The sequence below is a fragment of the Paraburkholderia sp. SOS3 genome (assembly GCF_001922345.1).
GTDB lineage: Bacteria > Pseudomonadota > Gammaproteobacteria > Burkholderiales > Burkholderiaceae > Paraburkholderia.
The window spans coordinates 730835-755468 of record NZ_CP018812.1 but is presented as its reverse complement, the minus strand read 5'-3'; the positions used below and the strand labels follow the sequence as shown (position 1 = coordinate 755468).

The window sequence follows — 24634 nt, the reverse complement described above, 5'->3', positions numbered from 1 at the left end:
GCCGGTCGCCGTGCCTCACCGCGAAGCGGGCGGCACCGCGTCGAACCGCGAACCGCGGATGCATAGCTTGCCTTCCGCGGTTTTCCAGATCTGCCCGCGCTCGTGCAACAGACCCAGCGCACGCGCCAGCGTCTGGAAGTCGTAGCCGGACAGACGTTCGGCAAGCGCGGTGTAGTAAAGCGGCGTTTCGCCGATCGCAGCGAGCGCATCGCGTGCCGCGTCTTCCACTTTGCCCGGCCCGGACACGACGCCCTCGTCGGCTTTGCCCGCGACGTAATCGGCGATTTTCGCGGTATCCGCGTAGGCATACGAAATGCGCTCGTAGCGTTCATGCGGAATGCCTTCGGAAATCGTCGCGTCGATGCCGACTTTCGCGCCGGTCGGCACCTGTCCGGGCGGCATCACCGGCAAGCTCGGATCGAGCGGCTTCGCACGCGCGCCCGGAATCACGATCAGATCGCGGTCGCCCTGTACGCGCGTGGCGATGGCCCATTCAACCTCCTCGCCGTTGAATACGTCGATGTCGTCGTCGACTACCACCACATGCTTGAGGTCCATCACCGATAGTGCCGCGAGCAGCGCATTCTTGCCCTCGCCTGCCTGCTTGCGGATCGAGATCACCGCGTGCCAGAACGCGCGGCCGCCGAGCGTGACGTTGATGTCCTTGACCTGCACGCCCGCCGTGCGCAATGCGCTGCGAATCGCCTGATAACGCGTCGGCGCGGCAAGCCACGTGTTCTCCCACGGCATATGCAGCGAGTAATACATCGCGTCGCGCCGATGCAGAATCGCCTTGATGCGCACATTCGGGTTCCAGTGCAAGCCGCCCATCAACGCGGTGAATTCGCCGAATCGGCCTTCGGGCTGCGTCCATCCGGTCGGCAGGATTTCCGCCTCGATCACCACTTCGGAGTCCGCGATATAAGGCAGATCGACGGTCTCGCACGGTGCGAGTTCGACCGGCGTGCCGCGAATGCCGCCCGCGATCGCCATTTCGTCGACGCCGATCGGCGCACGATAGCCCGCTCCCATGATCTCCATCGGGTGGTTGCCGATCGAAATCGAAATCGGACAGGGCTTGCCCTGCTCGTATGCGCGCTGCGCGAACATGCGCATATTATTCGGCGTCACGATGTCGATGCCGGTCAGCGCCTTCTCCTTCACCATGAAGCGATAGATACCGCTGTTCAGGCCGTATTCGGGGTCGCGTGAAATCACGATGCCTGCGGTGATCATCGGGCCGCCGTCGTAGATCGACGACATCGGAACGGGCAGGCGAAACAGATCGACGTCGTCGCCTTTGAGAATGACCTCCTTCGTCGCGGACGTATCGACATAGACTGGCGCGATCGGATTCTGGATGCCACGCTGCAGCATCTTCTCGATTTCGAAGTAGTTGTCGCAGCCCATCGCCATCATCGCGCGCTTCTGCGTGCGGATGATGCCCGACAGCAGCGGCATGTCGTAACCGATCACGTTATGGAACAGCAGCGCCTTGTCGCTCTGGTCGACGAGTGTGCCAACGTGCCGGATATCGACGGGCTGGCGGATATCGATGAGTTCCTGGCCGGCCCTGAGCCGCTCCAGAAACGCGCGAAAATTCTCTTTCATGCCGGTCTCCTCGATGGGGTGAGTGCGGAATTCCGTTTGGTCATCAGGCGGCTCCGCTTGCGGACAGTTCCGCGTGTGCAGTGTGTTTCAATACCGCGCGATCGATCTTGTTGGTCGACGCAAGCGGCAGCGCGTCGACAAACCAGACCCGGCGCGGATGCTGATAGGCAGGCGCGTGTGCAAGTGCGTATCGCTTCACGTCGTCCTCCGTCAGCGCGACGCCCGCGCGGCGCACAACGAATGCAACGGGTTTGGTGCCCTTGATGTCGTCGTCCACCGGCACGACGCAGGCTTGCGCGATATCGGGGTGCGTTTCGAGCATGCGTTCGACTTCGCCGGGAAAAATGTTCTCGCCGCCCGAAACGAACATGTCGTCGGCGCGGCCGACGAATGTGAAAAAGCCCTGCTCGTCGCGATGAAATACGTCGCCGGTGATATAGAAACCGTCGTCGGTCAGCGGGACCGGCAAGTCTTTGCGGTTGTGATAGCCAAGCATTACCGCCGGGCTTTTGACCGCCAGCACGCCAGTCGCCGCGTCATGTGCAGGCGCTTCGAGCAGCTTGACCCGCACTTCGGGGTGCGGGTAGCCCACCGACAGCGGCGGCGGCTCGAGGCCATCCGGATGCGGACCGAATACGATCGGCCCGCCTTCGGTCGTCCCATACACGTTCGTCACTTTCGCATTGGGGAACACCTCGGCGATCTGCGCGAGCAGGCTTTCGCCGACCGGCGCCGAACCCATCCGGATAAAGCGCACCGACGCGAGATCGGTGCGCGCGAGCAGGTCTGGTTCGCGCAGCATCATCGCGATCATCGGCGGAACCGACGTCAGCCACGTGACGCCATAGCGTTCGATGGCCCTGATGTAGGCGCGTGCCTTGAACTGCGGCAGCAGCACCACTGTGCCGTGGCCGTATAGCGACATCAGCACGAGCGTCAGCGCATTCATGTGATAGAGCGGCGCCGCAACGAGGAATCGATGCGCCTCGGGGGGTTGCGCGGCGGCACGCGTGCGGGCGACCCATAGATGACTGTCGTGCGACAGCATCACGCCTTTGGGCTTGCCGGTGGACCCTGACGTATAGAGAAACATCGCGGGCGTTCCCGGCTCGGGCACGACGGCGTCATAGGCGCCGGGATCGACGAACGATGCAAAGCCGTCGGCGCCGTCCGAATCGAACACCACCGTCGGCAGATCAGCCGGGCAATCGGCCAGCCGCGCCGCATCGCAAAACACCAGTTGCGCGCCGCTGTCGCGTATGACGAACGTCGACAACGCTTGCGGAAACCTGAAGTTGACGGGCGTCGCGACGAGCCCCGCGCGCATGATGCCGAGCAAGGCCGCCACGTACTCCGCGCAATTGGCGGCAAGAATCGCGATGCGCTGTCCGCGTGCGAACCCGCGCCGCTCCAACGCGCGGGCCACGCCGTTGGCCAGCGCGTCGAGTTCGCCGTACGTGATGCGCGTGTCGCGCCAGCCGTCCTCCGTTTCGTCCAGGTCCCCGAGCGCGATCAACGCAAGCTTGTGCGGATCGCGTGCGGCGTCGATCAGGTCGCCGAGATTCTCAGGAGTGTGCATGTTCGACAGTTCCGATAAATTCGATCAAGGTGTTGAATGGGAGCAGCAGCGCGCGAACGGCCGGTGCGCCGTCGCTGGTCGTTGTGTGGACAACTTTCACCATGGCAGGATCGCCGCACGCCATCGATGCCAGCTTTTCGCCCATGGAATGCAGATCCGCGGTTTCGACGACGAGCGCACCGAAATAGCTCGCACGGTCGGCGGCGTGGCACGCAAGCGGCCCGTAGCGGACCCGATATCCGGCTGCGTCGACGAAGTGCAAGCCGAACCCCTGCAGGCTCAATTGCACGCCGGCGCCATCCGCCGTATCCGCCACGCTGCCCTCGCCGGCGATCAGCGCATAGCGTTGCGCTTCGGCGCGCGGCTCCGCACTCACCACGACGAGTTCAGCGAGTCGCGTTGCGTGGTTCGGATGCACCGTCCATTCGTCGCGGAACACCCATTGCGGCGTGAGGTGCTCGCAAAAGTAGACACGTCCCGCGGACAGCTCACCGGGTTCGAGGCGCGTCGTCGCGAACTTCGCCAGTTGCTCGACGCCGTCGATCGCCACCGGCCGCGAGAACGATTGAGGCTCGGTTGCCTTGATGCGCGCGGCGATCAGCCGCGCATGGGTGGAATGCGCGTCATCGGTTCTGAACACGAGCCCGTCGATGCCGAGGCGGCTTTCGAGTATTTCGCGCCGCAACCGCGTCGAACCGGCCGGCAAACCCACCAGTTCGAGGTAGTGATCGCCGAACATCATCAGATGGTTGACCGAGCCGAGCGAGTGATGACCGCGCGGCGTCAGCGCGAAGCCGAGTTCGGTAAAACAGTCCGCGGCGGCGTCGATGTCGAACATCGCGTTGACCACGACGTGATCGAGTATCCGACCGATGGCGCTCGAGGGGCGGGTGTTCATGCGCTGCATCACGTCGCGGTCACGCTTTCGGCGCAGGAGCGGGGGCAGGCGCGGTCGAGTAGACACCGCGGCCGCTCGCGAGCAATACGCCCGTCTGGTCGTATATGGACGCCTCGGCGACCGACACCGAACTGCCGAACTTGATGACCTTGCCGCGCGCGACCAGATCGCCCGGCATCGCCGCACGGTGATAGTCGACACGCAGATCGATCGTCGGCACGCCTCTGCCCGTTTTCGAAACGAGCGCCCAGTCGGCGGTCAGATCGACGAGTGCGGCGAGAATGCCGCCATGCGTATAGCGCCGTTCCGGGTTGACGACCCATTCCTCGCGCCACGTCGCGGCGATTTCGATTTCCCCTTCGCCGACGCTCAACACTCGCAGACCAAGCCATTGATGATAAGGACCGCGCGAGAGCAGCGCCTGGATGTCTTCGGCGCTCAGCTTTGTTGTTTCCGTCATGTTGGTCTCCGCGCTCAAGGGGTAACGACGATCTTGCCGAGCACTTCGCGGTCGCGAATCATGCGCAAGCCCTCGGCGGCCTGTTCGAGCGGCAACACCTTGTCGATCTGCACGGAAATCTGCTTCGTGCGAATCAGTTCCATCAACGCGGACAGGTTGTCGTCATAGAAGCTATTCGAGCCGATCACGCGCAGCTCGAAGCTCCAGATGTAGCGCAAATCCTCTTTCGGATCGTGCCCGGCTGTCGCGCCGCACACGAGCAGGCTGCCGCCGCGCTTGATGCACCGGAGCGACGGCACCCACGTGTCGCCGCCCGTGAAATTGATCACGACGTCCGCGCCGCCTTCATAGTTGCGGCGCTGCGGCTTGCCGTATTTTTCGATGACCCACTTCGAAAAATCGACTTCCTTATAGTTGATCACGTGATCCGCGCCGAGCTCCTTCAGTCGCTCGGCCTTGTCGGCGCTGCCCGCGGCGGCTACCACTTCGGCGCCGAGCATCTTGGCGAGCACGACGCAGCCCGTGCCGACGCCGCCGCTCGCGCCGAGAATCACGACGCGGTCGCCGGCCTTGATCGTCTTGTGTGTCACGATCATGCGATGCGCAGTACCGTATGCGACCGGCAACGACGCGGCCTGCTCGAAGCTCACTTCGTCGGGCATCGCGATCAGTTGATCGGCGGCGACAAGGCAGTACTCGGCCATGCCCCCGTCCAGCATTTCGCCCATCAGGCCTTTCTTCTTGTTGAGCGGATTCACGAGCACTCGCGCACCGACCTGCCAGCCTTCGACGTCGTCGCCGACCTCGACGATTTCGCCCGCCATATCGAGTCCGATCACGACCGGCAGCGGCACCTTGATGCCGGGCATGCCTCTCACGGTAAACACGTCGTGATAGTTGAACGACGACGCACGCACGCGAATGACGACGTGCTGCGCAATCGCCTTCGGCACCGGCTTTTCGCCGACACGCAGCTTGTCGACATCGCCATGCTCATCGAGAATCAATGCTTTCATCATTTCACTCATATGGAATCCTATATATATCCAGCAAGAATAATCAAAGGGGTTTGTGGTGATTCTTGTTAGCGGGTTACACCCGTCGTTTCCAGCGGAAAAGGTAGTTCTCGATCGGCTTCAGAATGCCGTATTCGAGCAGGACCATCAGACAGATCAGGGTGAGCGTCCATGCGAACACCTGGTCGGTCTGAACGAGGTCGGCGGCCTGGCGCAACCGGTAGCCGACGCCGTTTGACGACCCGATCGTCTCGGCGACAAGCGACACTCGCCAGCCGAAACCGAACGCAAGCCGCGCCCCCGAAAAGAAGTAGGGCAGCACAGTCGGGAGATAGATCTTCGCCATCACCTTCGCACGCGACATCTGAAAACTACGGGCCAGCTCGACGTATTCGGCGTTGACGCTTTGCGAGCCCTGCCAGACGTTGGTCAGGATCAGCGGCATTGCTTCCATGAACACCACGAAGATCGTCGTTCCATTCGAGATGCCGAACCAGATCAGCGCGAAGATGGCCCAGATCGCGGCGGAGACCGTGTTGAGCACCGATAGCACCGGTTCGAAATAGTGGCCGAGTGTGCGGTTCGAACCGAGCAGAATGCCGAGCGGCGTGCCCACCAGTGCCGCGAGCACGAAACCCGCCACCACCCGGTACAGCGTGATGCTCAGATCTTCGGTAAACGTGCCGGACGCGACGAGTTCGCGCAGCGCATCCCAGGTCTTGCCGATACCGGGCAGAATGAACGCCGGTACGCGTTGCGCGGCGAGCCACCATAAAACCAGCAACACCGCCACAAGAGACAGACGCTGCAACGCAACGCGCACGAAGTTGCCCATCCGTGCGGATCGAGCCGGCAAAGCGGAAGATGCTACGGGTACCGACGACATTGCATTGTCCTTAGATGAGAGCGCGCACGCGGCGCACGGTTTCAGCCACGTCGGCCGCAAGCGGGTCGCGGGGACGCGCGAGATCGATAGTGAGCACGTCGCGCACTCGTCCCGGGCGCGGCCGCAACACGACGACGCGGTCGGCCAGCACGATCGCTTCTTCGACGTCGTGCGTGACGAACACCACCGTCATCTTCAACTGTTCGCGCACGCGCAGCAGCTCTGCGTGCATTTGCGAGCGCATCTGCGGATCGAGCTTCGAAAACGGCTCATCCATCAGCAGGATGTACGGCCTGACGACGAGGCTGCGCGCCAAAGCGACGCGGCTGCGCATGCCGCCCGACAGTTCGTGCGGATATGCGTTCTCGAAACCCTCGAGGCCCGTCATATGCAGCATCTCGAGCGCACGCTCGCGGCGCACATCTGCATTGAGCGAACCGGCCTCGAGTCCGAACTCCGCGTTGGCGACGATCGTGCGCCACGGCAGCAGCCGGTCCTCCTGAAACATGTAGCTGATCACGCGCGTGTCTTCGGAGCGCTTGCCCGCCACTCCGTCGATCCGCACGTTGCCGCTATCGGCCTTCATGAGCCCGGCGATGATGTTGAGCAGCGTGCTCTTGCCGCACCCGGACGCGCCCACGATAGCCAGCACGGAGCCCACGGGCGCCGCGAGCGAAATGTCGTCGAGCACCGCGAGCTTGCCGAAGCGCTTCGACACATGCGCAAGTTCGACTGCATGACGCACCGGCTCGCTCGCCGCGGCAGCGACGACCCGCATCGGCATCGCGCTCATCGCGTACCTCGCAACGGGACGATCGGTGAGCCCGCGTGGGTGTCTCTGAGACTGGCCATCACTTTCTCCATTGTCATGTCGCGAAACGTCGCGACGTGCCTGTAGGCGATCTGTTCGGCGCGGCGCCCATTGCCGCTTTCGAGCGCATCGATCATCTTCGTGTGGTCGTGGCGAATTTCCGGCTTCGTCTTCTGCACGCCGAAGCCGAGCGCCACGAGCCGCGCCATCTCGTTGAGCAGTCCGCCGAGCGTCTTCACGAGCCGGCTGTTGCCCGACGCTTCCGCAACCGCCATATGAAAGGCTGCGTTTGCGTCCATGAAGATGCCGATGCGATTGCTGATGCCCAGCGAAACATCGTCGTTGCGGCAAGCGCGTTCGAGATCCCTGAGCAGCCCGATATCGGCCCTACCCGCGGCGAGCCGTGCGGAAAGTGGTTCGAGTTGCAGGCGCAGTGCGAATACCTCCTCGACGTCTTTCAGCGTGATGGGCCGCACCACGTAGCCTTGCCGCGGCACCGCTCGCAAAAAACCTTCCTGCACGAGCCGCTGCAGCGCAACCCTGCACGTCGCCTTGCCGATGCCGTAACGCGCCATCAGCGAAGCTTCGGTCAGTGTCGCCGCGGGTTCGATCACGCACGACAGGATGTCATGCCGGATGGCGGAGCATGCGCGCTCGCTAAGCAACTTGGCTTCGTTCGAGCAATCGATCAACTGCACCGGCGACGCAACGGCTGACTCTTCCACGACATCTCTCCTTCGATTCGTGAGCTGCTCACAAGCGTGTTTCTGGGCAGGCGTTGAGTTAACTTAGAACAGCCATAAAAAAATTGCACGCGAAAAAATTGAGTGCTTCTGAGCTGTTCAGATGAGAAAAACAAGGGACATTCGTTCAAGCGCGGGTTCATCTTCTATCGCGACACCCATCGCTACTCTCACGTCACGCACCGTCAGAAAAACTGCACGATGCCCAGCTGGGCGCCTGTTGCGCCCTCACCGCGAGCGGGCGTGTTCGGCGTGATAGGCCCATTGCCGATCAGCGCGTAGGTTGCACCATGCCGGTTGACGAGACGCGCAACGCTCGCATAAACAAGCGTGCGTTTGCTCAGGTTGTAGAACGCTCCGAGACTGACCTCGCCCGCGTTGTTGTGTTGCGCGGTGCTGTCCTGCACATAGCCGAAGCCGGCCGTCACGCGCAATGCAGGCGTAACCAGGTACCCGCCCGAGAGCCAGTACACGCTGTGATACTTACCGGCGACATTCGTGTTGAGATTCGCGCCAAGGTTGTTACCGCGATAAAAGCCGAAGTAGCCGGTCAGGTTGCCAAATTGATAGCTGCCGCCGGCAAAGGTCGTTTTCGTGAGAACTTCGCCGTTTGCGCCGTTCTGCTCGGCGTGACTCACACCAAGATAAACGGGGCCGTGCGTGTAGTCGATCGCCCCCACGTAGGCGTTCAATGCGTCGTGCGGCGATGTCTGCCCACCGAGGCTAACGCCTCCCGAAAACGTAAAACCCGCCACGTTTGGCGACCAGTACGTGATCATGTTGTCGTACCGGAACGTGAACGACGATGCGTTGTGCAGCAAGGAGCCGTACGTCCCGCCGTTGAATGCATCGAACCGGCTGTGCATGATCAGTAGAGCGGAGTTTTGCCGTCCGAAGCGCACTTCGCCGTAACGGCTCGCGAGACCTACCCACGCGTTACGGCTGAACGCCAGCGTCGAATCCGTGGCCGCGCCGTTGTTGGTCAGAATGCCGTTCTCGAGGTCGAATGTCGCACGCAGGCCGCCTCCGAGATTTTCGCTGCCTTTTAGACCGACGCGGCTTGCGTAGAGACCACCGCTCTGTTCCGCGGTCTGGGCGCCTTTTCCGCCCGCGTTGGTATAACCGACAAACGTATCAAGAATTCCGTATAGCGTGACCTCTGCGCATGCCGGTTTGGATGCAACGGCCGCAAGCACTAGAACAACCGCTGAGCAGCTTTGAATCGACTTAAGCATTTTTCTCAACCCGGTTATATATCGTTTAACTTTGGATGCCTAATCGTATTGAACAGATCCACATCCACTTTTCCCCGGTAACTCTCCCGATGAAACCGGTACCGAACACCATTCTTCGCAACCCACTGTGGGCTGCTCACCAACATCAGGTAGGTCGTTCGTTTCAGGGAATTTAGAACGACAAAAAAATCTGACACAAGAACAATTTCAAAATTTTTAAGTCGTGAAATGCTCACGAACAGCCGAAAAACAGGGATAAAAACCGGCTGCGGGAGAAGTTCGCGCCATTTCATCTGCGCGATAAACGGACGTCGCCGTTACAGCGTCGAAACTGTCGACCCGCGCGAGGAGCGCGTCGTTATGACTGTTCTTTTGAAGAGACCAGGATCTGCCGAGCGACTCGGTCGGCAAGAGAGACGCATGGACGGCACGACTGGATCGCCGCCCATGGATTTGAGTGCGCGCAGGTCAACGCAATGAAACAGGCCGCTCCAGGAGCGTCACTGAACGAAACGCCGCAACTCCACGGTCGACGGCTTTTCAAAGATGTCTTCCGGGGTGCCGCTTTCCCATACACGCCCTTGGTGCATGAACACGACGCGATCGCTGACCGCCTTTGCGAAGCGCATTTCGTGCGTGACCATGATGAGCGTCATGTTTTCGCGCGCGAGACTTTCGACCACGCTCAATACCTCGCCGACCAGCTCCGGGTCGAGTGCCGAGGTAATCTCGTCGCACAACAGCACGGCCGGCTTCATTGCGAGGGCGCGCGCGATTGCGACGCGCTGTTGCTGACCGCCTGACAGCTGATCGGGATAAGCGTCGAACTTGTCCGCGAGACCGACCCGTTCGAGCATGGTCTCCGCAATCGCATACGCCTTTTCCCGGTGCGTCTTCTTCACTACCGTCTGCGCAAGCGCGACATTCTGGCCCACGGAAAGATGCGGAAACAGGTTGTATTGCTGGAACACCATGCCGACTTTCATCCGCAGAGCGCGCAAATCCGCGTGACGCGCGTCGATGTGCTCGCCGTCTATCTCGATCGAACCGGCGTCGATGCTCTCGAGCCCGTTCAGCGTGCGCAGGAACGTGCTCTTGCCCGAGCCGCTACGCCCGATGATCGTCACCACCTGCCCGCGCTCTACCGCGAAGTCGATGCCTTTCAGGACCTGATTCGCGCCGAAGTTCTTTTCGACGCCTTTGGCTTCAACGAGCAGCGGCATGCCATCTCCTTTGCAGCGCACGCGCGGACAGCGTGAGCGGATAACAGAGCACGAAATAGATGACGGCGACCAGGCCGTACACGAGAAACGGCCTGAACGTCGCATTCGAAATCGCGGTGCCGGCCTTTGTGAGCTCCGTGAAGCCGATGATCGACACGAGTGCGGTGTCTTTGACTGCCTGCACGCCGAACCCGACCGTCGGCCCGATCGCGATGCGCGCAGCCTGCGGCAGGATCACATGGCGAAGCTGTTCGAAATAATTCATCGCCAGGCTCGCCGAGGCTTCCCATTGCCCTTTCGGAATCGCTTCGACGCAGCCGCGCCAGATCTCGGCGAGGTAGGCGCTCGTGAAAAACGTCAGGCCAAGCGTCGCGGCCACCCACGGTTCGACGTTGATGCCCGCAAGCGGCAGGCCGAAGAACACCACGAAAAGCTGCATCAGCAGCGGCGTGCCCTGAAAGATCTCGATGTAGATGCGCACGATGCCGCGCAGCCATGGCGAACCCGACACGCGCATAACCAGCAGCGCGACGCCGACGATTCCGCCTGCAATGAACGACACCAGCGACAGTACGATCGTCCAGCGCGCCGCGAGCAGCAGATTCTCCAGAATCTGCCAGAACGTGAATTCGATCATCGTGCTGCTCTCCGCGAGAACAGGCGCTGGCCGGCCGCGTTCAAGGCGAACCGCAGTACGAGCGCAAGGCCGAGATAAGCGAGCGTGATCACGAAATACGTTTCGAATGCACGGAAATTGCGCGACTGAATATAGCTTGCCGCGTACGTGAGGTCCGCAACCGAGATCTGCGAGACCACAGCGGAGCCGAGCATTGTGATGACGATCTGGCTCACGAGCGCGGGAAACACCTTCGCAAAGGCCTGCGGCAGCACGACGTGGCGAAACGTCTGCGCCGGCGACATCGCCAGTGCCGCAGCGGCCTCGAGATGGCCGCGCGGCACGGCGGCCACGCCCGCGCGCACGATCTCGACGGAGTACGCTCCGAGGTTGAGCGTCATCGCAAGCACGGCGGCCGCATATTCGCCGATATGAATGCCGAGCGCAGGCAAGCCGAAGAATAGAAAAAACAACTGGATCAGAAACGGCGTGTTGCGGATCGCTTCGACGTAAACGCCGACGAGGCCGCGTAACCACGCGAGCCCGGGCGCGCGCGTATCGCATGCGGCGGCGCCGCCCACGCCGACGGCAAGCCCGAGCGAAGTGGCGAGCGCAGTAAGCGCGAGCGTGACGGCTGCGCCGCTTGCGAACATGCCGGCATAAGCGTCGAGGTCGCTGAATTCAAGCTGATAGCTCATGAGAACCGTGTTCCGTTCGACAACGTGAATCGCTGCGCCGGTGAGGCGCGCACCCGCATGGCATAGGCGCGTGGCGACTCAAGTTGCCGCCACGCCTGTGCCCGCGCAAAAACGATCAATCGCTGTCTAGAGGCCCGCGGGCAGCGGCTGGCCGAGCCACTTCTTCGACAGGCCTTCGAGCGTGCCGTCTTGCCTCGCATGCGCGATGGCGTCGTCGACCTTGGCGAGCAGCGCCGGTTCGTTCTTGTTCAGGCCAACGAAACACGGCGAGTTCTTGATGATGAATTTCATCTCCGGGCGGCGAGGCGGATTCTTAGCCAGAATGGCGGCGGCTACCACGTTCCCCGCCGCGATCAGGTCGACCTGCCCCGAAAGAAACGCCTGGATCGTCGCGTTGTTGTCTTCGAAGCGGTGAATATTGGCTTTCGGCGCCATTTGCGTAAGCGCGATTTCCTCCAGCGCGCCGCGCGTCGCGCCCACTGTCAGATTCGGCGTCAGATCTGCGGCGCTCGTCACCTTGATGTTCGCAGGCCCGAACACGCCCTGGAAGTACGGTGCGTAGGCCGTCGAAAAATCGATGACCTTTTCGCGCTCGGGCGTCTTGCCGAGCGACGAAATCACCAGGTCGACCTTGTTGGTCTGCAAATACGGAATGCGGTTCGCGCTGTTCACCGGAACGAGTTGCAGCTTCACCTTGAGCGCCTTCGCGATCAGCGCGGCGGTATCGATGTCGTATCCGCGCGGCTGCATATCAGGACCGATCGAGCCGAACGGCGGGTAGTCTTCCGGCACCGCCACGCGCAGCACCCCGCTTTGCATGATGGTATTGAGCGCATCGGCGTGCGCGGGTGTGGCGTTCAACAGAAGCGGCGTGACGGAGACGGCGATCGAAATCGCTGCAAGCCAGGTGCGGCGGATGCGGTTCATTGTTCTGAATTCCATTGAGGGTTCTGGACGGCTGGCAGGCTTCAGCAATAAGCGCGCCAATCGCAATGAAATTCAGGCGCCCGCTTACAGACGCGGATGCAGCGGCGATCCGATCATGTCAAATGACCCACATCATCGCAGCTTGTGTCGCCTGGAACGTCTCGCTGCGCACCAGCTTCGCGCATGCACCAATAGGGCGCAGGCTCGGGATCAGTCACACCTCTCACCGCGCAGTGCGAACCCGATCAGGCCGCCGGCCAGAGCGTCGTCGACGTCGTCAATGAATCTCCTTCATGGCCGGCGCTCGTTTCACGGTCCGTCCTGCGCGAGCTGCGCGCAAATGGCCCCGATCATCAACTGGGTCGAGCGCGCTCCCGGATCGATGTGACCGCGCGCACGCTCGCCGAGAAAGGATGCGCGCCCCCTGGTTGCGAGCATGTCGCGCGTCGCGAGCATGCTCGCTTCGGCGACCTGCGGCAATGCGTCGAGCACGGCCTCAGGCGGCGCATCGCTGTCGGCAAGTTCCGCAAGACGCGACGCCACGGGAATCAGCACGTCCATCATCGTCTTGCTGCCGATGCCCGCCTTGCCGCGCTGCGCGACGGCGTCCACGCCCGCCGCAAAGATGCGCGCGATGTGGTCCACACCCGGAGCGCCCGTAACGTCGCCCGACGCTTTCGCCATTCCGTGCACGAGCGAAAAGAATAGTGGCCCGGACGATCCACCGACGGTCGACAGCAGTTTCGACGCGGCAAGATCCAACGCGGGCGCAAACGCTTTGGCCTCGATATCGGCCCGCATCGCAAGCAGCGCATCGACGCCGCGTAACAGGTTGAAGATATGGTCGCCATCGCCGATCTGCTGGTCGAGCGCTGCGATTTCATCGGTGTGCTTTTTCAACGTAGCATGCGCAGCCTCGATGCACGCCATGACCGTTCTGCCGTTCATGCCGGACTCCTCCTGCCGTCGAAGAGGAAATATTAGCAGGCTGTGCAGCGGCAGCGAGTTACTGCCATTCGCCCCGGCCCGAAGTTGCGTCTGGTAAGCGTTGTCGCCTCGATTTGGCCACGCCGCATAAGCGACGCACGGAGAGCCGATTCACGCAGCCTTCCAGCCACGGCTGGAACGTGACGGCATGGCGGTTAAGCAACCAGGACCGTAGCGCCTGTCAGCACGATCCGTCCGGTCCGGGCAGACGACGCGCCGAAGTGTGCACCAGCCGCGCTGCGACTTCCCGCGCAGTCTCGTCGCCGCAGTCTCGGCTGACGACGCATAGCGCGTCGGCAAGCGCGTCGTCGGCATCGCGATCCACGTCCGGCTCGTCAATCGGCCTTTCTATCGCACCAGCATGGGCGGCATTCTCATCAACAGCGCTTTTGCAGCAAAGTCCGGCGGACTCCAGCACACCGCGGCCGCCACCGACTGCCTGAACCGCCACGGTCTGCCTGTAAGCACGACGCAACCATGCAAGCAAACGCTCATCCCGGCCCGCCGCCTCCGCCTCTCCGCCAAGCACAAAGACCGCATGAATGCTGCCGCCATAGCGTGTTTCGATCGAGTCCGACCAGATCAGCGCGCCGGACGAAGATCGGATTGCACCACCGTTGGCGGACAGGAATAACAGTTCGTACGTGTCGTCAATGCGATCACCTGTGTCGCAAAACCGATTGGCGACGTCGAAGGTTTCGACCACACGCCCAAGGTACATCAGCGAAAAGCCGCTCAGCAAAACGAGGGCGATGCGCCGCGGGCGCGGCGCGATTGCCGTGCCCGCGGCGGGCGTTCGATGCATCGCTTGACCAACTATACCGACTGCGTACTCCATTTCATGCTCCTCTGCCGCAAGCAGGCCCGCTTCGAAGTACATCATCGTAAATTCCCGCAGCGGCCAGTCGATACATACGGCCGATTGCTCTCCGCTATTGGCGGATCCAAACAAACTCGCTTACGCCGCTCGCATTCGGTGCCGCGCATCGCTGCAAGCAAGCGCCTTTACGACACGGGGCCTCTCATGCTTCCGCTAAAGTAATTGAACGCGCCACTATAGTCGTTGCGCGTGATGGTCTCTTCACCCACCTTCTGCAGAACCGCTTGACCGTTTCTGACTAGAACGAAGCGTGGCCGCCCGGGCGTCCACGGGAACACAGCTTCATTGAAACCTGCATGCAACGGCAACACCCAGCGATTCGGTCCGCACGTCACCTGCAGACTCGCGTCCTGAGCGACGAACGCTGTGACATGGATATAGGACGTCAATCGCCCCGTGCTGCGCGGCGGAAACGCCGCGCGGCTGGAGATTGCATCGATCAGGTTAGTCTGCAGATCGACTGGATGCAGCCGGTAGAAATAAAATATCTCGTCACGTTCGATGGCCGGTTTAATGCCCGATTTGAACCAATCGATGAAATAGCGGCTCGCATCGAGATAGCCGGTATGGTTCAACAGAATGCCAAACCGCTTGTTGTACACGAGCGCGCTGGACGTCGAGCCGATGGGTGCGACGTAAGTGGACTCGGCCCAGTCGTTCCACGTCACGATCTGCACCCAGTCCACGTCGGCGTCGATCGCTGCTTGCCATTCGTCCGCCATGCCATTGAAACCATTCGTTTCGAACGCGCGATAGTTGGTGCCGGACGCAAGGCCCCGGTAATAAGGCGTGACGGGCGCCATAAACGCCTTCCTTTCGCGCTTGAGCGTATAGGAGAGCAGCCTGATCGAGCGAGCCAGCGAGTCCGGCAATGCCGCCGCGCCGAAAAAGAAATAACCGTCAGCAGACGCGGCCCGCTTCGAGATCTCCGCTGCCTGCTCCGGCCCGATCACCGCTTCTCCCCTGCCCGGCGAGAAATGCGGTATGAACCACGCGCCGAGCTGACACGCCTGACGGATCAGTGCGTCGCATCGTCCCGGATCCCTGCCGCCGAGTCCGTATGCAGACAACACGGGTCTGCCGTCCTGCATCAGTTGCGCATCCAGACCGCGTGTGGTCGCGACGATATCGTCGAGTTCGTTCTGCGCGTTCCCATCGATGGAGACGAAGAGCTTGAAGCGGCCTGAAAAACCTCTGGCCGCCTCGTATAGAAGCAGGGCGCGCTGTTTGTACTGCGGCTCGCTCGCGTGCCAACCACCGCAATTGAGCGCGAATCCGTCGATCCCGTGCGCGATGGCATCGCGTATCTCCGCGGCGTAGTCCCCGAGCACCGCATGCGGGCCGCCCCTCGGCCACGCCACCATGTAATGCGCGAACACGTATTTCCGCGACACGGGCGCCGCCGGCTGCCCCGCTACCGCTGCCGCGAGCGCATGCCCGCCCGGTAGCGCGGCCCACGAAGCCGCAGCCGCCGCTTCAAGCAATCTCCGTCGTTTCATCGTTCACGCCAGTCTGAAGTCGGGATTCAGGCCGAAACCGCGATGGGTTTCGTGCTTAGGCGCGCGGACAGGCCGAGCACGAGTGCTCCGCCGAGCACCGGCCCCAGCGTCGCGCCGATCAGTCCGAGCCCATAGGACAGCATAGTGACGAGCAGCAGCGACGCTCCGGCCTCGAGTGAGGACAGCCTGACAAACGACCGCTGATCGATCGAGAAAACATGCAGCGAATAGATTCTGCAAACGAAGATCACGCCGGCACCGAGAAACGCGGCGAACATGAAGGCGAATTGACGAATCGGTTCGCCTAACGAAGCCGTGGGGAACAGGTGAACACGCAGCGCGACCCAACTGGTCGACGCGACCAGTGCAACACCGCCAACGGCTGCCAATGCGAACAGCGCGCGCCGCACCCTCCGTAACGACGACATCGCACCACCAAGCTTGCTCGCAACGACCAGGGCGAACGCCTGACCGCTATTGAACGCGAGATTGTGGACACTCTTGACACCGCGGTACAGTGCGGCGGCCGACGGCCCCAGCACCAATGTGACAAGCATGATGTCCGCATGCTTGGCGCCGGAAAAGACCGCATTCGAATACCAGCTTCCCAGGATCTCCTTGCGATGTTCCTTGAGGAAAGCAAGGTAGCCGAATGTCCACGGATTGAATCTTCCGGCGCCGGCCGGCGAAGCGTCGAAGTCCCCCACGTACGTATTGCCGGAAACAACGGTAACAAGATAAGTCAGCAGCAGCATCGCGCCGTATCCCGCTTCCACCAGCAGCAGCAGGTCGGGAAGCATCGGCTGAAGACCGGGTCTCGCGACGATCAGCCACACTACCGCGACACGGCTAAACGCCGACACGGTCGACACTGCGCACACGACCGCACTGCGTCCGTAAAGCCGCAGCACGCCGAGTGAAAAGTGCGAGAGCCCGAAGCATGCCGGCGCGATCAGAAGGCTGCATGCGAAACGCGGTTCGGCAACGAGGCCCCTTTGCGCGATGAAATGCGTAATCGACGCAAAGACGATCGTCGAACCCACCGCACTCGCGACATCGAGAAAGATGAGCGTCGAGACTTTTGACCGGACACGATCGATCGTGAAGATACGCGGGGAACCGAAATTGAAAAGGTCGATGGCAATATAGAAAAACGCGAGCAGCGCGTACGATCGTCCAAGCCAATCCGGGTCCAGGTGACGCAAGGCCAATGCGACGGCCACAAAATTGCCGAGCGCGGGAAGCGCGGAGGCCAGCACCACGTAAAGGAAGTCCTTCTTCACGTGACACTCCTTGCCTTGAGCTCCGCGCAGTAGGTCAGATAGTGCGACTGTAACGTCGAAAACTGGAACCTTCGCGCGATCGAGCGGTGCCGTTGCGCCTCGCTTCTACGGAGCGCCGGATTTCTCACGATACGTTCGATGCGATCGCACAGGCCCGCGACGTCACCGGGCGTGACGAGCTCTTTGACTTCGAGCACCTCGGCAATGCCGCCGACCTGAGTCGCGATAACCGGCACGCCGAGTGCCATCGCTTCGAGCATGGCGCGCGGCATACCCTCCTGAAAGGACGGCAACACAAAAAGCGAATGCCGCGCGACCGCCGCTCGCACTTCCTCGCCGCCCATCGATCCCGCGAAATGCACGGCGCCGTCAACGCCGGCCTGCTTCGCTTCCCTGACGAATTTCTCGCGCAGCGAGCCGTCTCCGATCAAGGTCGCATGCACATTGAGCCCACGCGCGCGAAGCCGCGCTATCGCGTGAATCAGCACCGTATGGCCTTTGCTTTCGTTGTGCATCATCGCCACGTTGACGATCCCGAAGCTGTCTTGCGGATGGTTCGCCGGGGCGGCCTCCTGATCGAACATCGAATCGGGAAGATAGACGTCGCTGAAGCCGAAGACGCCTCGTATGTCATGTGCCGGATACTCGAGTTGCAGCGTGTAGGCCGTGACGTACCGAACGGTCTCGGCGTGCGTCGCGGCATATCGCGTTGCCCAGCAATGCACCGCGCGCGCGATCCGCCGCAGCGGGTGCCGCGATGCCGCATCGCTGAAATAATCAGCCGGATCGGCCACGATTTCGGTCGAAAAACGTTTGCCGCGCCACCGGCAAACAAGCATCGCCAGTAGCGCGATGTTCCCCGGAAAGCGAATCAGCAGGACGTCGGCGTCCGCGACAGTCCGGCTGACGCGCGCGATGAGACGCGGAATGCCGGCCAGCAGCGCAGCGACACCCCGATGGGCGCCGAGATCGAGGAACGATGTGCGCTCGCCGGTCACGCGCGTGCCGATCGCCCTTGCTACCGGGAACGAGCGCGCGGCGATACGCACCTCGTCGAAACTCTGCGTAAAACGGGCTGCGAATTTCTCGAAGCCCATGTGCGGGCTATAAACTTCGGTCCCGACTCGCGAGAAGTTTCCGTCCATCAGCAGCGTGATCGAAGTGTCGCGTTTCATTCTTGATGTACTCCAGCAATTCGTCGTAGCGGTTCGCCGATGCCGTGTTCAAACGATGCCAGAACAGATGCGGCACGGTTCGCAACTGCTCGACCAGCGTCGCTATCGCAGCCGGATCGAAGTCACTGGCATGAAAGACGTATTCGTCGAGGCCCAGATCGCGATACGCGGCGACGCCCTTTCGCTCGTAAGACAGATGGATGCTCGGCACGCCGGCCAGCACGCTTTCCAGACTTCCGTGCAGGCGCACCGAAACGACGATCGCGTCGCGCTGTTGCAGGGCCTCGCGCAATGACGTGCGGCATTCGATACCGAAAACACGGCGGTAGAACTCGTCGTCGCTATTGCCTCGTCCGGAACTCTGCAAAACGAACTCCGCGTCCGGAATCAGCTCCGCGAGGCGCTTGACGTTTCGCAGATAAGCGTCCGAGTAAGGCTTGCCGCTCAGGTCGCGAAACACGAAATACACCTTCTGCCGGTCTATTGCGGGTTGAACCACCGTCAACTGCACCCGCCTTGCGATCTCGAGCACCACGAGGTCCCCGATCCTGATACCGCGCCAGTGCTGCAGTTCCAGATTACTCTTGTCGTCGCGCAGAAATATCGTTCCGACGCAACGTCGGATCAACCGCTTCAGAACGAAGCCGGGCAGGCCATTGAATGGTCCAACGCTTTGCGGCAAATAAATGGTCCGGCTTCCCGCACTGATTGCGGCACAAAGAATTTGCGTGCCATGCGCGATCAGTGCCTTCCATCCTTCAGCAGGATTTCCGGAGCGAAGATATCCGCCGCCGACGCCGAAAAATATCGCAGGACGTCGCGAGACCACTCGAACGGCAGTCCTCAGAACAAACTCCGCAAGCGAAATCAGCTCGACATCAGGATCGTCGAGGTAGTTCGCGAAGGCCGCCTTGTCGAGACACACCACCGTCACGCGCTGGTGTATTCCGGCCGCGCGGATGGCCTCGAGGCTCAACTTCACGAGCAATCCGTCGCCGCTGTTGCGCGGGCTATAGGCGTGCAGCAGAAACACGTCATGCGCTCTCATAGCAGCTCATCATCGATCTGAAAAAGCGATCGGCGCGAAACGCGTGATCGAATACATGGCGCGCATTGGCGCCCATCCGACGGCATTCTTCAAGCGACAAAGCGTTGAGCTGCCCGGCCAGGCATTCGCTGGTCAACTCGCGCAACATCAGGCCGTTGTAGCCATGAATCACCTGCTCCGGCAACGAACCTTCATTGGAGACAACGAGCACCTTCCCCGCACGCATCGCCTCGATCGGAACGAGCGCCATGCCCTCCCAACGCGAGGGCACCACGATCACGTCCATCTGCTTCATCGCCCGGCTGGTCTCCTCCGGACCCACCCAACCGTGGTATGTGACACACGGGTCGTCGGCACGCAGATTCACGCCTCCCCGAACCGCCGTGCCGAATATGTGCACGTGCAAGCCGTCCTTCAGACGCGGTATGGCGCCAAGAAGAATGTCGAATCCCTTTTGATAGTCGAGCCTGCCGAAATAGCCGACCTGAATCGACAGGCCGGCATCCTGCGTTACCGCCTGCCCGGTGCCACGCTCGACAACCGCGTCGGCCGAAATGCCGGTGTACACGAGATCGATTTTTTCTAGCGGGATGCGGTAGCGTCGGGCAGCGCGCACTTCGTCGAACGACATGCAAAGAATCCTCGTGCATCGCTTCGACAGCGCTCGCTCGACCGATGCGAAGAGGTGCCGGATCGCCGCCGGCGTGTCCCGCTTCATGAAGGACCACGCGTGCGGCGTGTAAAGCACGCGTTTCGGGTCTCGATATCGGCTCAGGCGCACGTAAAGGCCCGGATAGGTGCTGTGGCAGTGAATCACGTCCGCGTCGATGTCGTCGATCAGTTGCTTCAGCTTCCGGGCGACGACCGGAAACAGCAGTGGATTGCGGCTGGATCGATAGTGAACCACCGCCACGTCAGCGATTCCCACCTGAACCTGCGTGAGATTCATCGGATCGCAGAGCAGCACGACCTCGTGCCCGAGGTTTCGCTGCTCGATCATCAATGCACGTACGTAGCTGGCAATTCCGCCAATCCAGGTCTCGACTACATGAACGATTTTCATGTCACGCCCCGCTTTGGATATTTGCGCCGTACAGTGCGTCAGCACCGCACGGGTCCGCTTCTTTTCACAACCTGCGATGTGCTTCCGCTAAACCCCTCGCACACTTCAAACAGCCGCAACAACCGGCCTCGCTCACTCGGCGGCTCTGGCCCGCTCGTAGCGATACGCGATATACCGGTATGAGCCGTACTTCGAGCGATAGCCGAAAGCGCGCGCATCGACGGCGTTGAAGATCACGCCCTTTAGCGACGCGTTTGCACGTTCGAGCTGTTTCGCGCTTTCGGTCAGCTCGCCGATCACCGTCTTCTGGAATCGGGCCACGAGGAACGTGGTTCCCATGCTTCCCGCAAGAATGCTGGCGTCCGCCACTGCGAGGACCGGTGGCGCGTCGATGACAACGAGGTCGTACATGTCGCCGACACGATCGAGCAGTCGAACCATGCCCTTGCTCATCAGCAGTTCCGACGGGTTCGGCGGGATGCTGCCGGTGGTGACAAGGTCGAGCCCTGGCGACACGCCGCGATTGATCACGTCGTCGAACGATGCCTGGTTAGAGAGAATGTTCGACAGCCCGCGGCCCCGGGCGATACCGAAGTACTTGTGCAGGTGACCGCGCCGCATGTCCGCATCGATCAGCAGCACTCGCTTGTCGGAGCCACCGATGATCGCCGCCAGGTTCGACGCGACAAACGACTTGCCGACACTTGGTCCAGGCCCCGTCAGAAGCAGGCGGTTGTTGCGCGCCTCCAGCATCGCGAACGTCAGGGCGGTTCGCAAGCTGCGCAGACTCTCGATGGATGGGTCCGCCCGATCCCGGCTTGCTAGCAGAGAGAGACCGCGGCCGTGCGAACGCAGTGCATCGTCGAGAAATCGCTGTTGCTGCGAGTACGGAATGGCGCCGTAGACGCTGAGTCTCGCGTAGCGTTCGATGTCCTGAGCATCGGTCACGCCGCCGTACAGGTGTTCGCGGCCGAATGCGCCGCAAACCCCGAGCATCCATCCGCCCATGAGCGACAAGGCGATGACGAGCGGCTTTTTCGGTTGCACGGGCTCTTCGGGCACACGCGCATGATCGACGAGACGCACGCTTCCGACCTTGCCGGCCGACACGAGCCTCAGCTGTTGCAGGTTGCTGAGCGCACCGAGGTAGATATCGGTATCGACCTGCACGTCTCGCAGCAACGCGACCGTTCCCTGCTCCAGATCCGGCAGAAGCTTCATGCGACCGTCGACGCCTTTGAGCCGTTGCTGCATGTCGTCGATTTGCCGGTCGATCGCTCGCACGGACGGATAATCGGGCGAAAAGGTGCTGGTCAGTTCAGAACGTTTTTGTTGTAGCGTCAGCAGCGTGGTCTGCCATGCGACGGTCTCCTGCAGCAGGCTCTGCGCCTCGAGGCCCAGGTCGTAGGTGCCGTGCCGGTTCCGGTAATCGTTGTAGCGCTTTTCGGCCTTCTCCAGATCGCTTTTAAGGTTCGGCAACAAACCTTCGAGGAAAGCGGCGGACTTGTCCGCTTCCGCTGATTTGCGCTTGATGTTTTGCGCGACATAAGCGAATCCGATCGAATTGAGGATTCTCGCCGTCTTTTCCGGGTTACTGCCGCGCAGCGACGCCACGATGATGTCGCTCTGTTTGCCCTTTTGTTCGACCGTCAATTGCTTCTGCAGGTCAGCTAAAGTCTTGAGCTCCGAATTCCGGATCAGAGTGAATGCAGCGCCGGGCTCGCCGTTGACCGACGAGATCCGCAGGCGAATCTGTCCGACGCTCTGATCGGAGACCACCATGCGACCGATCGTGCCTTCGATCGGCGTGTCCAGATCCGATTCGGTCAGGCGGAATCGGCCGCCATCGAGCAGCGTGAGCTTGAATCGCTCGCCCTGGAGATCATCTGGTACGTCGAACGTATCGACCTTGATCGACTCGACGCCCCAGCAAAATCCGCCGAAACCTAATAGACCCGGCGTCGACAGATGTTTCGAATGCCTGGCGATCAGCCAGCCGAACAACGGGAAATAGCGCGGGGCGGCCTCGATATAAAGCTTGAGATCCTGTACGGCCTGGTCGACAACTGCGCGCGACTGCAGAATTTCGATTTCGCCCTCAGCCTGCGTCTTCACGTCGAACAGCGACGACACGTCGTTGAGCAGAGAGCCTGCGCTGGTGGGGTTGTCCTCTTCCACCTGAACCATGATGTTGGCTTCATAGCGCGGCCGGGCGAGAAACGCATAGGCGGTCCCGAGGATCAGCACGATCAGGCAGATCGCGGCAACGGTCCGCCGCCTGCCGATCAGGACATCCATATACCGGACGAAGTCGGTATCGCCTTCGCCGAGGTCGACCGTCGTGTTGTCGATTTTATTGCTCATCGTTTTTGACATCCGTCTAAGCGAGCGCCTTGATACGCGAAGTCCATGCATCGACGCCGCGAACGATCAAACCAAACGAATCGTGAAACCGGTCGATCGGTTTCCGATAGGGGTCGGGCACGTCGAAATCTTCGGCTTCGCCCAGACGGAATACTTTTCCATGAGAGGTCGGATACCGGCGAACCAGTTCGCGCGTATGGGCCGCTTCCATCGTCAGGATCAGCTCGGCCTCGTTGACGAGCGCCATGTTGACCCGGCGTGCACGATGCGGCGTGATATCGAGTCCGCGCTCCGCGGACACGCGGACCGCGTCGGGATCGGCTGCATATCCCTCGAGCGCATCGAGACCTGCCGATGCAACCGCGATTCCGCCAAGCCGGCCGCGCAATACATACTCGGCCATCGGGCTGCGGCAGATGTTGCCCACGCAGACCACAAGAATCCTGTTCATCATTTCCCGACGATCACCCCGGTGAGTCCCGCGTTCACCGCGGGCAATAACAGATTCAGCACGCGGCTGAAGCGGACAAGGCCGTTTCCATCGACGTATACGACGTCGTGAGGCGCGAGCGGAAACTGATCCGCGAGAACCATCGCGACCGGCGATTTCGCATCGAGGTGAAAGACCTGCGGACGCGTCGTCGTTGCGTCGCGGATCACGTACACCTGGGCCGGGTCCGCCGATGCACTGTTGAAACTGCCGGCCTGCGACAGCGCGTCGCTCAGCGTGAGCTTTCCGTCGCGCATCGGCACCGCGGTGGACGGCTTCGTCACTTCGCCCATCACGTACACGCCGCTGTCGTCGCGCGCCTTCACGCGCAAAAGGTCCCCGTTATGCAAGACGATCTGCGCCGGGTTGAATCCGCTCTCGAACATCGACGTCATATCGATCCGATACGACTTGCCGTTGCGCACCAGCAGCAGGCGGCTCTGATCGGCTGTGGCCGCGAATCCGCCGGCCCTGCCAATCGCGTCGTAAAGCGTCATCGGAACGTCGTTCAAAGGCTGCACGCCAGGCGTTCGAACCTCACCTTCGATAAAGACCTGCTTCGCACGAAACGACGCAATACGAACCGTGATCTGCGGCTTTTCGAAGGGCTTGACCAATGCCGCTCGCAGCTTTTCCTGGATCTGCGCCGGCGTCAGTCCGGCTACGTGCAAGGTGCCCGCAAACGGAAACTGAAGGTTGCCATCCTGGTCCACGACAAAGCCCGGGACCGGGTCCGCTGTGCGGGTCGTAGTCTGGCCTGGCGCGCCTTGCGCAATCGCGAGTTCGGGATGGTCCCAAACGGTGATCTGCAGCACGTCGGCAGGCCCGACCAGATACGGCGCCGGCACGGTAGACAGATCGCGCGCAGCGCGTTCGCCGTCCTCGACCTTGAGCGCACGCTGTTGTGCGATCAGCGCAGTGTCGATGTTCACGATCGGCACCGGAGCGGTTTGCGCTACCCCTTCTGCATCGTGAGCAACGTCGATGGACGCAGGCTGGGTCATCTTCTGACCGGGCGCCACCGCACACGACGCCAGCACGACGGAAAGCGCGCATATCGGACCCATGAACAGCAACCTGCATAGGCCACCGCCGATGACATCCTTTGCAATCTGATCGCCCGTCTCTCGCATCGCATTCCT

At 61.6% G+C, this 24634-nt stretch carries 23 protein-coding genes; all 23 read right to left on the bottom strand.

Translation table 11 applies throughout. From position 1 onward, the window contains the following. Positions 1-15: 15 nt before the first annotated feature. Positions 16-1611, bottom strand: coding sequence for a UbiD family decarboxylase (locus tag BTO02_RS23380; RefSeq protein WP_075159605.1), 1596 nt, complete (start codon positions 1609-1611; stop codon positions 16-18). Between the two features lie 43 nt (positions 1612-1654). Continuing rightward, entirely contained in the window at positions 1655-3190 is a 1536-nt protein-coding gene (locus BTO02_RS23375) for a class I adenylate-forming enzyme family protein (RefSeq protein WP_075159604.1), read from the bottom strand. Beyond that, positions 3177-4088 carry a VOC family protein gene (locus tag BTO02_RS23370; protein ID WP_075161297.1) on the bottom strand — a complete coding sequence of 304 codons (912 nt, stop codon included), beginning with the start codon at positions 4086-4088 and terminating at the stop codon, positions 3177-3179. The genes BTO02_RS23375 and BTO02_RS23370 overlap by 14 nt, the downstream gene beginning before the upstream one ends. A gap of 19 nt (positions 4089-4107) precedes the next feature. Further along, positions 4108-4548: a PaaI family thioesterase gene (locus tag BTO02_RS23365; protein WP_075159603.1), complete on the bottom strand. Its 441-nt coding sequence runs from the start codon at positions 4546-4548 to the stop codon at positions 4108-4110. A gap of 14 nt (positions 4549-4562) precedes the next feature. Then, positions 4563-5576 carry a zinc-binding dehydrogenase gene (locus tag BTO02_RS23360; RefSeq protein WP_075159602.1) on the bottom strand — a complete coding sequence of 338 codons (1014 nt, stop codon included), beginning with the start codon at positions 5574-5576 and terminating at the stop codon, positions 4563-4565. Between the two features lie 64 nt (positions 5577-5640). Further along, positions 5641-6450, bottom strand: coding sequence for an ABC transporter permease (locus BTO02_RS23355; protein ID WP_075159601.1), 810 nt, complete (start codon positions 6448-6450; stop codon positions 5641-5643). Positions 6451-6460: 10 nt separating this feature from the next. Continuing rightward, the gene (locus tag BTO02_RS23350; protein WP_075159600.1) at positions 6461-7243 is read right to left on the bottom strand and encodes an ABC transporter ATP-binding protein; all 783 of its coding nucleotides are present in this window, start codon (positions 7241-7243) and stop codon (positions 6461-6463) included. Then, positions 7240-7986, bottom strand: a complete 747-nt coding sequence (locus tag BTO02_RS23345; RefSeq protein WP_232243642.1) for a GntR family transcriptional regulator — start codon at positions 7984-7986, stop codon at positions 7240-7242. Before BTO02_RS23345 ends, BTO02_RS23350 begins: the two co-directional genes overlap by 4 nt. A 203-nt stretch (positions 7987-8189) precedes the next feature. Continuing rightward, positions 8190-9200, bottom strand: coding sequence for a porin (locus BTO02_RS23340; RefSeq protein WP_232243641.1), 1011 nt, complete (start codon positions 9198-9200; stop codon positions 8190-8192). Between the two features lie 539 nt (positions 9201-9739). Further along, positions 9740-10462 (bottom strand): amino acid ABC transporter ATP-binding protein, encoded by a 723-nt coding sequence (locus BTO02_RS23335; protein ID WP_075159598.1) that lies wholly within the window; start codon positions 10460-10462, stop codon positions 9740-9742. Next, positions 10446-11099, bottom strand: a complete 654-nt coding sequence (locus tag BTO02_RS23330; RefSeq protein WP_075159597.1) for an amino acid ABC transporter permease — start codon at positions 11097-11099, stop codon at positions 10446-10448. The genes BTO02_RS23335 and BTO02_RS23330 overlap by 17 nt, the downstream gene beginning before the upstream one ends. Further along, positions 11096-11776 (bottom strand): amino acid ABC transporter permease, encoded by a 681-nt coding sequence (locus BTO02_RS23325; RefSeq protein WP_075159596.1) that lies wholly within the window; start codon positions 11774-11776, stop codon positions 11096-11098. The genes BTO02_RS23330 and BTO02_RS23325 overlap by 4 nt, the downstream gene beginning before the upstream one ends. Before the next feature lie 126 nt (positions 11777-11902). Next, on the bottom strand, positions 11903-12703 hold the full coding sequence (locus tag BTO02_RS23320; protein ID WP_442953498.1) for a transporter substrate-binding domain-containing protein: 801 nt from the start codon (positions 12701-12703) through the stop codon (positions 11903-11905). Between the two features lie 309 nt (positions 12704-13012). Then, positions 13013-13651 (bottom strand): dihydroxyacetone kinase subunit DhaL, encoded by a 639-nt coding sequence (gene dhaL, locus BTO02_RS23315; protein WP_075159594.1) that lies wholly within the window; start codon positions 13649-13651, stop codon positions 13013-13015. 220 nt (positions 13652-13871) lie between these two features. Beyond that, positions 13872-14573 carry a hypothetical protein gene (locus BTO02_RS23310; RefSeq protein ID WP_075159593.1) on the bottom strand — a complete coding sequence of 234 codons (702 nt, stop codon included), beginning with the start codon at positions 14571-14573 and terminating at the stop codon, positions 13872-13874. A gap of 122 nt (positions 14574-14695) precedes the next feature. Further along, complete coding sequence (locus BTO02_RS23305) at positions 14696-16069, bottom strand: glycoside hydrolase family 71 protein (RefSeq protein WP_075159592.1); 1374 nt, start codon at positions 16067-16069, stop codon at positions 14696-14698. 26 nt (positions 16070-16095) lie between these two features. Next, a complete protein-coding gene (locus BTO02_RS23300; protein WP_075159591.1) occupies positions 16096-17352 on the bottom strand; it encodes a hypothetical protein in 1257 nt (418 codons plus the stop codon). Further along, positions 17349-18527, bottom strand: a complete 1179-nt coding sequence (locus BTO02_RS23295) for a glycosyltransferase (protein WP_232243640.1) — start codon at positions 18525-18527, stop codon at positions 17349-17351. The genes BTO02_RS23300 and BTO02_RS23295 overlap by 4 nt, the downstream gene beginning before the upstream one ends. Then, entirely contained in the window at positions 18457-19560 is a 1104-nt protein-coding gene (locus tag BTO02_RS23290; RefSeq protein WP_232243639.1) for a polysaccharide pyruvyl transferase family protein, read from the bottom strand. The genes BTO02_RS23295 and BTO02_RS23290 overlap by 71 nt, the downstream gene beginning before the upstream one ends. A gap of 1 nt (position 19561) precedes the next feature. Next, positions 19562-20638, bottom strand: a complete 1077-nt coding sequence (locus tag BTO02_RS23285) for a glycosyltransferase family 4 protein (RefSeq protein WP_075159589.1) — start codon at positions 20636-20638, stop codon at positions 19562-19564. A 132-nt stretch (positions 20639-20770) separates the two neighbouring features. After that, complete coding sequence (locus tag BTO02_RS23280) at positions 20771-23002, bottom strand: polysaccharide biosynthesis tyrosine autokinase (protein ID WP_075161294.1); 2232 nt, start codon at positions 23000-23002, stop codon at positions 20771-20773. Positions 23003-23018: 16 nt separating this feature from the next. Continuing rightward, positions 23019-23456, bottom strand: a complete 438-nt coding sequence (locus BTO02_RS23275) for a low molecular weight protein-tyrosine-phosphatase (protein WP_075159588.1) — start codon at positions 23454-23456, stop codon at positions 23019-23021. Then, complete coding sequence (locus BTO02_RS23270; RefSeq protein ID WP_075161293.1) at positions 23453-24559, bottom strand: polysaccharide biosynthesis/export family protein; 1107 nt, start codon at positions 24557-24559, stop codon at positions 23453-23455. The genes BTO02_RS23275 and BTO02_RS23270 overlap by 4 nt, the downstream gene beginning before the upstream one ends. Positions 24560-24634 lie beyond the last annotated feature (75 nt).

Bases quoted from the DNA above. Each gene is read 5' to 3' on its own strand.
- BTO02_RS23370 (WP_075161297.1), bottom strand. From the start codon at position 4,088: ATGAACACCCGCCCCTCGAGCGCCATCGGTCGGATACTCGATCACGTC.
- BTO02_RS23275 (WP_075159588.1), bottom strand. From the start codon at position 23,456: ATGATGAACAGGATTCTTGTGGTCTGCGTGGGCAACATCTGCCGCAGC.
- BTO02_RS23280 (WP_075161294.1), bottom strand. From the start codon at position 23,002: ATGAGCAATAAAATCGACAACACGACGGTCGACCTCGGCGAAGGCGAT.
- BTO02_RS23330 (WP_075159597.1), bottom strand. From the start codon at position 11,099: ATGATCGAATTCACGTTCTGGCAGATTCTGGAGAATCTGCTGCTCGCG.
- BTO02_RS23375 (WP_075159604.1), bottom strand. From the start codon at position 3,190: ATGCACACTCCTGAGAATCTCGGCGACCTGATCGACGCCGCACGCGAT.
- BTO02_RS23380 (WP_075159605.1), bottom strand. From the start codon at position 1,611: ATGAAAGAGAATTTTCGCGCGTTTCTGGAGCGGCTCAGGGCCGGCCAG.
- BTO02_RS23320 (WP_442953498.1), bottom strand. From the start codon at position 12,703: ATGAACCGCATCCGCCGCACCTGGCTTGCAGCGATTTCGATCGCCGTC.
- BTO02_RS23285 (WP_075159589.1), bottom strand. From the start codon at position 20,638: ATGAAAATCGTTCATGTAGTCGAGACCTGGATTGGCGGAATTGCCAGC.
- BTO02_RS23350 (WP_075159600.1), bottom strand. From the start codon at position 7,243: ATGAGCGCGATGCCGATGCGGGTCGTCGCTGCCGCGGCGAGCGAGCCG.
- dhaL (WP_075159594.1), bottom strand. From the start codon at position 13,651: ATGAACGGCAGAACGGTCATGGCGTGCATCGAGGCTGCGCATGCTACG.
- BTO02_RS23305 (WP_075159592.1), bottom strand. From the start codon at position 16,069: ATGAAACGACGGAGATTGCTTGAAGCGGCGGCTGCGGCTTCGTGGGCC.
- BTO02_RS23295 (WP_232243640.1), bottom strand. From the start codon at position 18,527: ATGAAACGCGACACTTCGATCACGCTGCTGATGGACGGAAACTTCTCG.
- BTO02_RS23365 (WP_075159603.1), bottom strand. From the start codon at position 4,548: ATGACGGAAACAACAAAGCTGAGCGCCGAAGACATCCAGGCGCTGCTC.
- BTO02_RS23270 (WP_075161293.1), bottom strand. From the start codon at position 24,559: ATGGGTCCGATATGCGCGCTTTCCGTCGTGCTGGCGTCGTGTGCGGTG.
- BTO02_RS23335 (WP_075159598.1), bottom strand. From the start codon at position 10,462: ATGCCGCTGCTCGTTGAAGCCAAAGGCGTCGAAAAGAACTTCGGCGCG.
- BTO02_RS23310 (WP_075159593.1), bottom strand. From the start codon at position 14,573: ATGATGTACTTCGAAGCGGGCCTGCTTGCGGCAGAGGAGCATGAAATG.
- BTO02_RS23360 (WP_075159602.1), bottom strand. From the start codon at position 5,576: ATGAGTGAAATGATGAAAGCATTGATTCTCGATGAGCATGGCGATGTC.
- BTO02_RS23325 (WP_075159596.1), bottom strand. From the start codon at position 11,776: ATGAGCTATCAGCTTGAATTCAGCGACCTCGACGCTTATGCCGGCATG.
- BTO02_RS23355 (WP_075159601.1), bottom strand. From the start codon at position 6,450: ATGTCGTCGGTACCCGTAGCATCTTCCGCTTTGCCGGCTCGATCCGCA.